The organism is Bradyrhizobium jicamae (assembly GCF_018130695.1).
GTDB lineage: Bacteria > Pseudomonadota > Alphaproteobacteria > Rhizobiales > Xanthobacteraceae > Bradyrhizobium > Bradyrhizobium jicamae_B.
On the sequence record NZ_JAFCJX010000012.1, the window covers coordinates 184,637 to 198,043 of the forward strand.

Sequence of the window (13,407 nt, forward strand, 5' to 3'; positions counted from 1 at the left end):
AGACGCTCGCATGACCACCGAGGGTACGATCCGCACCGAGGCACACGATCACATCCTGAAGATCGTCATCGACAATCCTACGAAGAAGAATTCCTTCTCGCCGGCGATGATGGACCAGCTTTCGGATGCCCTGACTGAATTGCATAACAACGACAGCTATTGGGTCGGCGTGATCTGCGCCGAAGGCAAGGACTTCACCGCGGGCCTCGACATGCCGAAATTCTTCGGGCCGAACGCGGAGAAGCGGAACACTAGGGAAGGCAATGTCGACGTCTTCGGCCTGACCAAACGTTGCAAGAAGCCGATCGTGACGGCGACGCAAGGCATCGTCTACACCGTCGGAATCGAGCTGATGCTGGCGGGCGACATCGTCGTCGCCGCTGACGACAGCCGGTTCTGCCAGATGGAGGCAAAGCGCGGCATTGCGCCCTTGGGTGGCGCGCACTTCCGCTACTTGTCCCGCGCAGGCTGGGGCAATGCCATGTACCACCTCTTCATCTGCGATGAATTCACCGCGCAACGTGCCCGTGAGATCGGTCTCGTCCAGGAGGTCGTGCCGGCAGGGCAGCAGGTCGCCCGTGCCATGGAGATCGCGGCGATTATCGCCCGCAACGCGCCGCTCGGCATCCAGGTGACCAAGGAGGCGGCCGCGAAATATGCCGAGCAGGGCGAGGCGGCTGCGATTGCCTGCATCCCCGCGATCCGGGACCGCGTGCTCAAGAGCGCCGATGCGCGCGAGGGCATTCAGTCGTTCGTCGAACGACGACCTGCAGTCTTCCAGGGGCGGTGAGGCTGTTGGGAGGCAGCGCAGACCGGCGCCACCGCGCTTGTGCGGGGGCGCCCCTTCAAAGAGCAGGCTCAGTGGCCGTGGAGCGAAGCAAGCTCTTCAAGGACGATATAAGTCCTGTCATCGAAGCCTAGGTATTGGAGCGGCGCACGGTGAGATCGCTGCGGTCGAAGACGGCAGGCAGAAGGTCGACGCCGAGGCCGGGGCCATCAAGCGGCAATCCCGCGAAAGACGACAGGGGGAGGGTGAGCATTCAGACGGCCAGGCCAAATACTATCGGGCGTTAGTCAGCTCTCAACGCCTTTTGCTTGTCGATGATGTCTTGCAACGCTGCCGCGAATCCGCGCACCACGGGTTCCAGAACCGCTGGTCCGGTCATTTCCGAATTATCCAAAGGGGTGTGAAACAGCGGATGCAGGCCGAACATTCCCAGGAAATTTGAGTATCCCATGCCCTTGATATCTCGTAGCTCGCCCGCCGCTGCACGATCACCAACCAGCCACGTAGCCTGCACGTTATGGAAGTGATTCTGTGCCGTCGCTGCTAAGGCATCGCTAACGCCAAAAAATCGCGACTGCGCGTCAACCTCGGGCGCAATTTTCCAGTGGTCGCCGTCGCGCGACCGTCGGTAGCACGCGAGAGATGCCCCATAGTGCACCCACGTGATCTTGGCATTGGGTCTCGGCGCTTTTTGACTTAGGAAGAATTCCATGCCGCCGTGGCCGATTTCGTGTCCAGCGGTGGCAACAAAGACGAAATTGGCATCCGGCAGCGATCTCGCCGCGAAGCTTGCGGTTGCCAGAAACGCGGCGATGCCGGGCCCGCGCTCGCAAGTGCTGGTGAACCAGCTCGTTACGGGCGTAGACACAACGATGGTGACATCTTTGCCGCGATCTAGCCGTCCGATTACATTTCGCCCTGGAACGTTCCTTTCGTAGCGCCCTCTCACCGCCACGGTGACCGTGCTGCCGGCTCGCTCTGCCTCCTCGAGCAGATGTTCGTCCTTTGGCGCGACGAGGAGCACCGGGACGGTCCACGCTGCGTCGGTCTGGCTGACGTTATATGTGAAGATCTCTCCGCTGGGATGATCCATCGTCAGCAAGATCGCCGCTGGCTTCCTGCTCAGGGCAGCGGCAATTCTCTCACGATGCTTCTTGTTCAGGTAGGCGCCTTGGTCGTAAGGAATTGTCAGCCGGACAAACTTGCCCTCGGCGTCTCCATCTCCCGCGATTGGTGCCGAGAGTTCGAAACTGGATTTGTCCTCCGGTATCCACCACTGCGGCAGAATGGAAGTTGTTTTCCCATCCACCATCATGGTTGCGGACTCGAGGATGTATTGCCGCTCCATCGAAAATTGCTGCATTTCGACGTCGAGACCGGCAGCGCGCAATCGGTCGGCCATCCAATCCAGCGCCGCGTTTGCGCCGACCGTACCGAACCGATGGGGGCCGAACGCTTCGTAGCGCTTCACATCGTCGTATAGTACGCCGCCCGCAAGCGGATCAGCGGCTTGAGCGACGGGCGAAATTGAGCTCGTAAAAGCCTGAGCGGCCACACGGGCTGGACTATTCGCCGCTAGGCAGAGGATGAGTGCTATGAGCAGGGTTCTCATTTTGTGGACCGTTCTAAACGGATGCGTTCCGCCGCGGATCGTGCTGCTAACATTTGGATCGCTAGTTGTTTCGCAAGAGAACTGCAGAGCTCTGAAAGCAATTAGGACTGTTGTGCGGCGGACCAACTTCGTCGGGCGCCCCATCTCGGATGATTTTCGGTTGCCAGAGGTCCGCGAATTCCTCCAGCCGTCATCTTCCAACTCGTGAAGTGCTACAGTGAGGCTCGTCATGCGCAGCTCCAAAATTCGCCTTAGGCGCGTTTAGCCCGCCATTGGGTCCGCCGCTGGCGTCTCTTCTGGTCGAGCGCGTCGCGTTCGGCGGCGTCGGATGCGAAAGTGCTGCCGCGGGTGCCCGGCGCGTTTGCTCCGCTCGTTGCCGTCAGCCGCCACATGCTACATTGAATTCGTCATAGACGGCGGCTATGACCCTTGTGAAGTTTTGTCGGTACCTCCCTTCGGCCTGCTCTGGCACTCTCGACGCAACAACTGCTTTCGAGCCTGTCAAAGCGCGCGGCAGAAAAAACAGGGAGGACGGACTTGAAGGCCCAGAATCTGCTCATTCTGATGTCCGACGAGCACAACGCCAGCATGCTGGGCTGTGCCGGACATCCGCTCGCCAAGACGCCGAATCTCGATGCGCTGGCAGCGCGCGGCACGCGTTTCGTCGATGCCTATACCAGCTGCCCAATCTGCGTGCCGGCCCGCGCGAGCTTCGCCACCGGCCGTTACATCCACGACATCGAATATTGGGACAACTCGATCGCCTATGACGGACGGGTGCCGAGCTGGGGCCACAAGCTCCAGGCGGCCGGGGTGCGCGTCGAATCCGTCGGCAAGCTGCACTACCGGCTTGAGGAGGATCCGACCGGCTTCGACAAGCAGCATATCCCGATGCACATCACCGGCGGCGTCGGCATGATCCAGCTGTCGATCCGCAAGCAATTCCCCGATTTCGTGCCGCCACCGCGCAAGCGCTCGGCGATCGCCGAAGCGGCCAGCGTCGGCGAGAGCGAGTACACCCAGTATGACCGCCGCGTCGCCGACATCGCCACGCAGTGGCTGCACGAGGCTGCTGGATCGCGACAGCCCTGGGCGCTGTTCGTCTCCTTCGTGACACCGCACTATCCGCTGGTGGCACCGAAGGAATTCTTCGACCTGTACCCGATCGAAGACATGCCGGATCCGACCTACGGCCCGAGTTCCGGCTATCAGCCGCATCCCTGGCTCGCGGATCTGCTGTCGGGCGGCGCGCCCAATCCGCAGGACCAGCGGCGCGCGCTCGCGGCCTATCTCGGTCTCGTCAGCTTCATGGACGCGCAGGTTGGCCGCGTGCTCGGCGCACTCGATGCGGCGGGACTGCGCGAAGCCACGCGCATCCTCTACACGTCGGACCACGGCGAGAACGCCGGCAAGCGTGGCTTCTGGGGCAAATCCAACCACTATCAGGAAGCGGTCGCGATCCCCATGATCGTCGCCGGCGAAGGTATACCGGCGGGCAAGCTCTCGTCGACGCCGGTGTCGCTGGTCGATGCCTATCCCACGGTGCTCGACGGCGTCGGCCTTTCCGCTGACGGCGACGACGTTCCCGGCCACTCGCTGTTCGGCCTCGCCAACGAAGGCGATGATCGCGACCGCGTCGCCTTCAGCGAATATCACGCCGCGGGTTCGCCGTCGGCGTCCTACATGCTGCGCAAAGGCCGGTTCAAATACATCTACTACGTCCGCTTCGAGCCCGAGCTGTTCGATCTGGAAAACGACCCGGAGGAAAGCACCAATCTCGCCGCGCGGCCGGAATATGCCGCGACGGTGAAAACGCTCGATGCGCAATTGCGCGCGATCGTGAACCCCGAGGAAGAAGACCGCCGCGCCAACGAGGCGCAGCGCCTGCTGATCGAGAGCAAGGGCGGACCGGAGCAGGTCATGGCGAACCTGCCGACCAAGAAGCTCTACACGCCCGTGCCGGCCGGGCTGATCTCATGAGCGAAACCCCAGCCTCCAGCATCGATCGACAGACCCCAACGATCGCTTCATCCCGGCCTTCGCAGGACACTGCATTCTTTGCCATCCGCCTCGCGAAAAACCGCTGGGCGCGTATCCTTGGCGTCGCCTTCACGATGTATCTGCTCGCCTTCGTCGATCGCACCAATCTGTCGATGGCTGCGCCTTTCGTCAGGGACGACCTCGGTCTCACGCCTGCCGGCCTCGGCTTCGCCAACGGCCTGTTCTTCTGGGGTTACATCCTCCTGCAAATCCCGGCCGGACGGCTGGCCTCGACCTGGAGTCCCAAGCGGGTGCTGCTGTGTCAGATGCTGCTCTGGAGCTTCATCTCGCTCACGACGGCGCTCGTGCAGACGCCGTTCGAGCTTGCGCTCAACCGCTTCGCGCTGGGGCTGGCCGAAGGGGGGGTGCTGACCTGCACGCTGGTGCTGATCAAGAACTGGTTCACGAAGGCGGAGCGGGCCCGCGCCAACGCGCTGTTCCTGCTCACCTTCCCGATCGCACCGATGATCGCGGGCCCGATCTCCGGGCTGATCCTGACCTATTCACACTGGCGCTGGATGTTCGCGATCGAAGCCATTCCCGGCCTGGTCTGGGCGCTGGTCTGGTGGTGGGCGATCGAGGATCGCCCGAGCGACGCGAAATGGCTGCCGCTGCGCGAGCGCGTCGAGCTGACCGCTGCGCTGGCGACCGAGGCCGAGCAGGCAACCGAAACGATTTCCGGCCACTGGGTCTCGACACTCTGGCATCCGAGCGTGCTGCTGCTCGCGCTATATAATTTCCTGGCCCTGATGGCCGAATGGGGCGTGAACTTCTGGTTCCCCACGGTGCTGAAGGAGACCGGATTGTCGATCGGTCTGGTCGGGCTGCTCGCCTCAGCGCCTTCTGTCCTCGGGATCATCACGATGCTGGCGGTCGCCAGCAGCTCAGACCGGCTGCGCGAGCGCAAATGGCACATGATAGCGGCGACCGCGGTCGCGGGCGTGCCGCTGATCGTTCTCCAGTTCACGGGTGGCGGCACCTGGGCGACCGTGATCTGCCTGTCGATCGGCATCGGCGCGTTCCTTGGCCGCTTCGGACCGTTCTGGACACTGCCCGGCGAAGTGCTGCCGGCGAGCGTGGCCGGCGTCGGTATCGGCCTGATCAATGGCCTCGGCAATCTCGGTGGCACCGTGGGTCCATGGTTCTTCGGCGTTGCGAAAACCCAGACCGGCAGCTTCTCGCTGGCGCTGGCCGCCGGCGGCGTCTCCCTGCTGCTGAGCGCGGCGATCGCGGTCCTGATCAGGGTGCCGGAGGCGCGCAAATAACGCCATCTCGTTGCGACCGCACGCATCTGCTATGGTCGCGCCATGGATTTGCGTCACCTCGAACAGATCGTCGCGATCTGCCGCGCAGGCAGCTTCAGCGGCGCGGCCAAGGCGCTGGGCATCGCCCAGCCCACGCTGAGCAAGAGCATCGGCCGCCTCGAAGCCAAGCTCGGCATTCAGCTGTTCGAGCGGACCAACACCAGCGCCCGCCCGACCTCCTATGGCCAGTTCGTCGCCGATCATGCCTCGACGCTGTTGCAGAGTGTCGGCACGCTCGGCCACGAGCTCGAGCAGATGGCCAGAGGCGAAGCCGGCATGCTGAAGATCGGCGTCGGTCCCGCCACCCGCCTGCATCCGCTGCCCAAGGTCATGCAGAGGGCCGCGCAGGCCTTTCCCCGCCTGCAGTTCGTCACCCGCTACGCCGGGCCGAACCTGATGATGCGGGCGCTGCGGGCCGGCACGTTCGACCTCGTGTTCTGCAATCACCAGCTTGCGACGCCGCAGGACGGCTTCATCCGCGTCAAGGTGTTCGAGGATCGCTACATCGTCGTCGCGCGCCCAGGCCACGCTGCGCTGAAGGCCGCGCCGTTGTCGGCCGCCGAGCTCGCGCGCCTGCCACTGGCGAGCGCCGGCCTTACGCCGGACTTCCGGGCCTGGCTCGGCGAGATCGCCGATGCGCAGACGCGCAACCTCGAAGCTTTTCTTTCCGATGACTACGATCTCATTAAGCGAATGGCGGTCGAGACGGATCATATAGCGCGCGGCCCACGCTTTGTGTTCGAACGGGAGCTCGAGCGCGGAGATCTGGTCGAGGTGGGACTGATCTCGGATTTTCGGTATGAATGCTGGATGCTGACTACCGGAGCGACATGGCGCTCGCCCATCGTCAAGGCCATCGCCAAATTCGCCAAGGAGTAGCGCGGCGAAGATCCCACAACAACATGGCCGTCGTGATGGCCCCGACGTCTGCACGATTCTGTGCAGCGGGAAGGGCCACCCCTCGATGCCTTCACCTCCGAGGAACGCGCCAACTACCTCAAAAATTCAGGCTATCGAACTTAATGCCATCACGTTTTAGGCGAAAGTAGTGGAACGAGCGAGTGGGAGGCCTCCGCCTAAGAAGGTCGGCATGTCGGTCTTTCTGACATTTCGCAAAGGGCGAAGGTTCCGCCCGCGCATCCATTTTGACGTACCGCGACGAACTGCCCGACCTATAGCTTAGCCTTTCACGATTTCCGCGCGCATAGCCTGCACACGCTTGTTCAGCGCCTCTAGCGCGTTCTCGTCCATGCCTGAGCGCTCTAGCAAAAGGTCGCCGAGGCATCGGGCCCGTTCAAGCAACGCATAGCCGGCTGAGGTCATCGTGACCTCCACCTTGCGTTCATCCTCGGGATCTCGCCGCCGCTCGACAAGTTCGGCGGCTTCCAACCTCTTGACCAGCGGGGTCACCGTGCTGGATTCCAGATCTAGCCGAATGGCGATGGCGCCAACTGTCATAGGACCGTCCTCGCCGAGAGTGCAAAGCACCAAATATTGCGGATAGGTCAATCCCAAGTCGTCGAGCAAAGGCTTGTAGGCCCGTGTGATGGCCATGCTGGTCGTGTAGAGAGTGAAGCAGATCTGCCGGTTTAACGGGCGCGTTTTTACATTTGTCGTCACAGTTCTCCATAGCACAAGAAATAATATCGCGATAACGAATTTTGTGGACACGGCGGCCCCCAGGCATTAATCATTTAGTTATCGCAATAACAATTATTGCGATACTTAAATAGGGAGGAAGCATGAGCCGGTCGAACGAAACCACACGCCGCGGCGCAATGACCGCAGGCATAGGCCTCGCCGCTGTTGCAGCAGCATCTCTGGGCCCCACCACAGCTTCCGAGGCCGCGAAGAAGACCTCTGCAGCATCTCGTGCCGCGGGCCGCGCAGAGAGCGGCTTCGTGACCGCTCGAGACGGAGTCCAGATCTTCTATAAGGATTGGGGCGCCAACGATGCGCAGCCCGTCGTTTTCCATCACGGCTGGCCGCTTAGCGCTGACGACTGGGACGCCCAAATGATGTTCTTCCTGTTAAAGGGCTATCGCGTTATCGCCCACGATCGCCGCGGGCATGGTCGTTCGACGCAGACCGATAGCGGCAACGAAATGGATACATACGCCGCCGACGTCATCGCTCTAACTGACCACCTCGATTTGAAGAATGCCATTCACGTAGGTCACTCCACGGGCGGCGGCGAAGTTGCGCATTATGTCGCTCGCGCCAAGCCGGGTCGCGTCGCGAAGGCGGTACTTGTCGGCGCCGTGCCGCCGATCATGTTGAAGACGGCCGCCAATCCTGGTGGCCTTTCGCTTGAAGTGTTCGACGGCTTCCGCTCCGCGCTAGTTGCGAACCGTGCGCAGTTCTTCAAGGACGTCCCATCGGGGCCGTTCTACGGGTTCAACCGGTCGGGTGCCAAAGTCAGTCAAGGCCTCATCGACAACTGGTGGCGTCAAGGCATGATGGGCGGCGCCAAAGCCCACTACGACTGCATCAAGGCCTTCTCTGAGACCGATTTCACCGACGACTTGAAGAAGATTGATGTTCCCGTTCTGATTATGCACGGCGAGGACGATCAGATCGTTCCGATCGGCGACAGCGCCAAGTTGGCGATCAAGCTGGTTAAGCACGGCACGTTGAAGACCTATCCCGGCCTGCCCCATGGAATGGCTTCCACCCACGATGATATCATCAACGCAGACCTACTAGCGTTCTTCCGAGCCTAAGATTTTCCGAAAGCGATCGCCCCGGCTGTGCACACGGGACGATCGCCCCGGCCTTGCGGTCTGCCAAACGCGTCGTGATCCACCTCCGGAATGTTGTTCACGAAAGATCCAATCCTGTTTGAAGCCGTTAGACCTCTTTCACCGTGTCATAGGCTGTCGCTCAATCTGCGAGCTCGCCAATTCGACAAATGCCGGACTGCAATATCAGTTCTGATGAATGCGTTCGCCCAATGCTTGTTCGGCGGGTCGCCGACGGAGAGTATCGGTGAGGAGCTTTCTTTCGCAGTCGGAGCCACTTAGTGTCGAAGCCGTTAAAGAGAGGGCGTTGGCCCATTGTTTTCGTTCCCGGCCGGTTGGACCCAACAACCGAACTATCCGACGCGACAAAGCTTACCAAGGTTCAAATGCCAACGATCATTGTCAACTCGCTAATCCGAGCAAGTCTTTCGACCGTTGGCGAAGTTCGCAAGGCAAGCGACGTAGATATTAGACGACTTCTTCGCATCGGACCAAAAGCGCTTCGATACTTGCGAGAGAAGTTGGGCGCCAGACAGACTTCGTAACGCGCTGCGGCAACAGGCGCAAATTTCGCGCGTTAGAAGATTATTTGTCAATTAAGGAAGTGAGAGCGCCAATGCCGTTCGACTTTCCGCGAACGCGAAAAAAGGTGGTAGCGATGGAACGTCGACCCGATACTTCTGAACATGACAACAGTGCGTCGCAGGCAATGCGCAGCAAAGCCCACCCGCTATCCTTCTTGTCGTGCTTAGCCTGATCATCGACCTTCCCGATGATCAAGGACTTTAGACGACGCTGATCCATGCTTGGTAGTAGCCGGCTGTTTCATCGTGGATGAACAGTGACGTCCGCGCTGCAACGCAGAAACGCCGTTGGCGCGTCTCGGACAAGAGCCGTGGGCGCCGCGACACAAATCTACTGGCACAAAAAATGCTGAGGCTCGAATGACCCGATGGCGCGCCGTAGCTCGCCGGGGGCACGGAGGAGAAAATGAGAGCCCAAGTATTGAGAGCCTATGACGAGAAACTTTCCAACGACCTTTGGGTCGGGGAAGAGATGGTGCCTGATCCGAAGTTGACGAAATCAACCGACGTCATTGTCCGCATAGGTGGTGCGGGCGTATGCCGGACCGACCTTCACATCGTCGAGGGCGTGTGGAAGCCGCACATGGATCCGAGCGGTGACAAGCTGCTTCCCCTCGTCATGGGACACGAAAATGCAGGCTGGATCGAGGAAGTCGGCAAGGAAGTCGAGGGACTGAAGAAGGGCGATCCTGTCATCGTCCATCCGAAGATCAGCGGCGGGACATGCCTCGCCTGTCGCCGAGGATTCGATATGCATGGTCCCGGAACGTTTCCAGGCCTCGATTGCAACGGCGGCTATGCAGAATTCCTTTGCACCTCAGAACGCAATATCGTCCCGCTGCCACGGACTTTGGCGCCAAAGGATGTCGCGCCGTACGCGGATGCAGGCCTCACCGCCTATCGCGCCGTCAAGAAGGCCACGCGTCACCTTTTGCCGGGCGAATCTTGCGTTGTTATCGGTGCGGGCGGGTTGGGCCACATTGGAATCCAGTGCCTCAAAGCGATGTGTGCGGCCGACATCATTGTCGTCGACAAGTCCGAAGCATCGCTGAAACTGGCCGAAAAATCGGGCGCCGATCATCTCGTGAAAGCTGACGGCAACGAAGTGGCAGCCGTTCTGGACCTGACCGGTGGAAACGGTGCGGAGGCGGTGATCGACTTCGTCGGCGAGAAGGGCACGACGTCAAAGGGCCTGGCAATGACCCGTCCGATGGGCAGCTACTACGTCGTCGGTTACGGCGAGGACATTCGGGTGCCGACAGTCGACATGGTGATCACCGAGAAAAACATCATCGGCAATCTGGTCGGCACGTGGGCCGAACTAACCGAGTTGATGGCTCTTGCGGACCGAGGTCTGGTTGAACTTGCCACGACCGAGTATCGCCTTGCTGACGCCAACAAGGCCTTGCACGATCTCAATGCCGGCAAGATTCATGGACGGGCCGTGTTAATCCCTTGAAGGATAGCTGCATCATCCATCGCGAGCATGCATTTCCTCGCGATGGATCGAGCGAGCGGCCATCGCCAAGCCAGTGTGGTGTCGTCTGACGCCGTCACCTGAGCCCCAATCGTCTGTTGGTCACGGGCTGCTGCAGTTCAATCAGATCGGTTTCACACAAGCTCATATCGCAGTGCAAACATCGCAAAGGCGGAGGAGCGGTCTGATCTCCGGAGTCTCATTCTGCGCCATCGTCTCAATCTGCATCGTTGTCAATCTCATATCGATAAGATCGCTTGGGAACGCCGCATGAGGTTCGTCCTCGTCAATGGCAGAACACCGTGGCTGAAGACGTTCTGCATGTCTTGCTGTGAGCCGATACGCGAACACTACCTGAGAGAATTCAGTACCGGTCTCCCTTTCTGCGATCATGACTGCTACGCCCACTACACCGAGCGCTGGATCGAAAAGGCTCGTCAATCAAAACGGTCGGCCAGTTTCGAGGACTATCGCTAGTCCGAGTGGGCGGGCAACGCACCAGTCTCGGCATGCGCCGCCCCCAGCGCGAAAGAGGCCTGTCGCATCGAGTGGACCGCGCTCGATTCCGAACGCGCGCAAACCGTTGCCCCGGGACAATTTGCGGCGCTGCTGCAGCGCAACCATTGCGCTGCAAAGTGACGGTCTCCGTGTTGTGCCGATTCTCATTTTGCAACTCTTGTCGCAGCTTGCATTTCCGTAGGTCGCCAACAGCGAGCCGCGACGTCTCCCTCCGCGCTGATCCTCACCTCCGGCAGTCAGAAATCGATCTAGCGAGCCGAGAGCGCGCTGGCACGCCCATTGCAAAGCTGTTCAGCACAACAACGCTGACTGCTCCGTTCGGGGCGAGCCGCGAAAAGAACGAGGGAAGGGGATGTCAAGCTGAGGGCGAGCCTTGGGTGAGAGACTCAATTGTGATCGGAAGACAGCTGGTCCGAAGATCGCTCCTGATCATCCATGAGGCGTTCCACAGTCATCCCGAGACCCTTGCCGATATCAAACGTCCGGCCGTGCAAACGGTCGCGAGGTGGCCCGTAACGTACGGGTAAGCACTGCTCGGTCCGCGGAGGTCCAGGCAGGCGGAATATCGATGTGGTTTCTGACCCGATCAGGAGGAAAGACGAGATGTCTGGAACGCTAACACTCAACAAGATCACCGCCCAGCGCGGCATTTCCGTCGGTGAGGCTGCAAAGAAGATTGCAGATCTCGGATGGAATCCGTCCTACGTCCAGGAAGCGATGACCTTCCCCACCGACTACAAGATCACGAAGGCGCCGAAGGATCCGATGAAGCAGGTCCTTCGCTCCTATTTCCCGATGCAGGAGGAAAAGGACAACCGCGTCTACGGCGCCCTCGATGCCGCGCTTCGCGGCGACATGTTCCGCAACGTCGAGCCGCGATGGGTCGAATGGATGAAGCTGTTCCTGGCGATCATCCCGTTCCCGGAAATCTCGGCGGCACGTTCCATGGCAATGGTCGGGCGCCTGGCCCCGGGTGAGGACCTTCGCACCGGTTTCACGATGCAGATGGTCGACGAGTTCCGTCACTCGACGATCCAGATGAACCTGAAGAAGTGGTACATGGAGAATTACATCGATCCGGCCGGGTTCGATATCACCGAGGAGGCGTTCGGCAAGTGCTACGCCACCACGATCGGTCGCCAGTTCGGCGAAGGCTTCATCACCGGTGACGCCATCACGTCGGCGAATGTCTACCTGACCGTCGTCGCCGAAACGGCGTTCACCAACACGCTGTTCGTCGCCATGCCGTCGGAAGCGGCCCGCAACGGCGACTATGCGCTGCCGACCGTGTTCCTCTCGGTTCAGTCGGACGAGAGCCGCCATATCGGCAACGGTCACTCGATGCTGATGTCGATGCTGAAGGAGCCGGAGAACCACCTGTTGCTCGAGCGCGACATGCGGTACGCCTTCTGGCAGAACCACGCCATCGTCGACGCGGCGATCGGCACCTTCATTGAATACGGCACCACGAACCGCGACAAGAACAAGGAGTCCTACGCGGAGATGTGGCACCGCTGGATCTTCGAGGACTATTACCGGACCTACATGCTGCCGCTCGAGAAGTACGGCATCAAGATCCACCATGACGACGTGCAGACCGCCTGGAAGCGGCTGACCGAGAAGCACTACGTCCACAAGGTCGCGCAGTTCTTCGCGGTCGGCTGGTCGGCGAACTTCTGGCGCATCGAGGCCCAGACCGACAAGGACTTCGAGTGGTTCGAGCACAAGTATCCGGGCTGGTATGCGCAGTTCGGCGAGTTCTGGAAATGGTACGAGAAGCTGTCGCATCGCGGTCAAACCAACATCCTGTTCAACAGCGACGTCGGCTACGTCTATCCGCATCGTTGCTGGTCGTGCCTGGTTCCATGCCTCATCCGTGAGGACATGGTCACCGACGAGATCGACGGCAAGCTGCACACCTTCGCCCACGAGCTCGATCGGTGGACGGCCGTGGAAGCATTCGCCGGCGAGTACCAGGGGCGTCCGACCCCGGCGATGGGGCGGTTCAGCGGCCGTCGTGAGTGGGAAAGCGTCTACCACAATGTCGATATTGCCGACGCCATCAAGGATCTCGGCTTCGTGCGTACGGACGGCAAGACCCTGGTCGCGCAGCCGCACCTGCGCTTCGACCAGAAGGAAATGTGGACGCTCGACGATGTCCGCGGCCACATCCTCAAGAGTCCGCTGCAGACGCTGCGGGAGATGAGCCCGGCCGATCGCGAGAAGCATCTCGCCGAGTATCGCAAGGGATTCACCATCAATCCCTGCCACTAAGGAGACGGAAGGGGCCGGCTACGGCCGGCTCCTTCCCGATCGCTCCCCAAGATATGAAAGCGTTCGTTT

The 13,407-nt window shown here is 60.7% G+C and carries 10 protein-coding genes; 7 read left to right on the forward strand and 3 right to left on the reverse strand.

The annotated features are described in order from the left end of the window. Window positions 1–10 precede the first annotated feature (10 nt). Window positions 11–790 carry a crotonase/enoyl-CoA hydratase family protein gene (locus JQ604_RS19510; RefSeq protein WP_212359785.1) on the forward strand — a complete coding sequence of 260 codons (780 nt, stop codon included), beginning with the start codon at window positions 11–13 and terminating at the stop codon, window positions 788–790. Between the two features lie 127 nt (window positions 791–917). Here JQ604_RS19510 and JQ604_RS41905 read toward each other — a convergent pair whose 3' ends face one another. Next, complete coding sequence (locus JQ604_RS41905) at window positions 918–1,040, reverse strand: hypothetical protein (protein WP_283818017.1); 123 nt, start codon at window positions 1,038–1,040, stop codon at window positions 918–920. 30 nt (window positions 1,041–1,070) lie between these two features. Then, on the reverse strand, window positions 1,071–2,630 hold the full coding sequence (locus JQ604_RS19515) for a hypothetical protein (protein ID WP_212359790.1): 1,560 nt from the start codon (window positions 2,628–2,630) through the stop codon (window positions 1,071–1,073). Between the two features lie 306 nt (window positions 2,631–2,936). Between JQ604_RS19515 and JQ604_RS19520 the strand changes: the two genes are divergently transcribed. From JQ604_RS19520 to JQ604_RS19530, 3 genes are read left to right on the forward strand one after another with little or no spacing between them, the layout of a single operon-like run. Next, a complete protein-coding gene (locus JQ604_RS19520) occupies window positions 2,937–4,379 on the forward strand; it encodes a sulfatase-like hydrolase/transferase (protein ID WP_212359792.1) in 1,443 nt (480 codons plus the stop codon). Further along, window positions 4,376–5,704, forward strand: a complete 1,329-nt coding sequence (locus JQ604_RS19525; RefSeq protein ID WP_212359796.1) for an MFS transporter — start codon at window positions 4,376–4,378, stop codon at window positions 5,702–5,704. Before JQ604_RS19520 ends, JQ604_RS19525 begins: the two co-directional genes overlap by 4 nt. Window positions 5,705–5,746: 42 nt before the next feature. Next, complete coding sequence (locus JQ604_RS19530) at window positions 5,747–6,622, forward strand: LysR family transcriptional regulator (RefSeq protein ID WP_212359801.1); 876 nt, start codon at window positions 5,747–5,749, stop codon at window positions 6,620–6,622. 300 nt (window positions 6,623–6,922) lie between these two features. On the opposite strand, the gene JQ604_RS19535 is transcribed toward JQ604_RS19530, so the two are convergent. Continuing rightward, window positions 6,923–7,297 (reverse strand): MarR family winged helix-turn-helix transcriptional regulator, encoded by a 375-nt coding sequence (locus JQ604_RS19535; protein WP_212360026.1) that lies wholly within the window; start codon window positions 7,295–7,297, stop codon window positions 6,923–6,925. A gap of 188 nt (window positions 7,298–7,485) precedes the next feature. Between JQ604_RS19535 and JQ604_RS19540 the strand changes: the two genes are divergently transcribed. The 3 genes from JQ604_RS19540 to JQ604_RS19550 all read left to right on the forward strand — a co-directional run bounded on the left by JQ604_RS19540 (window position 7,486) and on the right by JQ604_RS19550 (window position 13,338). Beyond that, window positions 7,486–8,466, forward strand: coding sequence for an alpha/beta fold hydrolase (locus JQ604_RS19540; RefSeq protein WP_212359805.1), 981 nt, complete (start codon window positions 7,486–7,488; stop codon window positions 8,464–8,466). 1,008 nt (window positions 8,467–9,474) lie between these two features. Then, a complete protein-coding gene (locus JQ604_RS19545; RefSeq protein WP_212359809.1) occupies window positions 9,475–10,527 on the forward strand; it encodes an NAD(P)-dependent alcohol dehydrogenase in 1,053 nt (350 codons plus the stop codon). Between the two features lie 1,140 nt (window positions 10,528–11,667). Next, window positions 11,668–13,338, forward strand: coding sequence for an aromatic/alkene/methane monooxygenase hydroxylase/oxygenase subunit alpha (locus JQ604_RS19550; RefSeq protein ID WP_212359814.1), 1,671 nt, complete (start codon window positions 11,668–11,670; stop codon window positions 13,336–13,338). The last annotated feature ends 69 nt before the right edge of the window (window positions 13,339–13,407 follow it).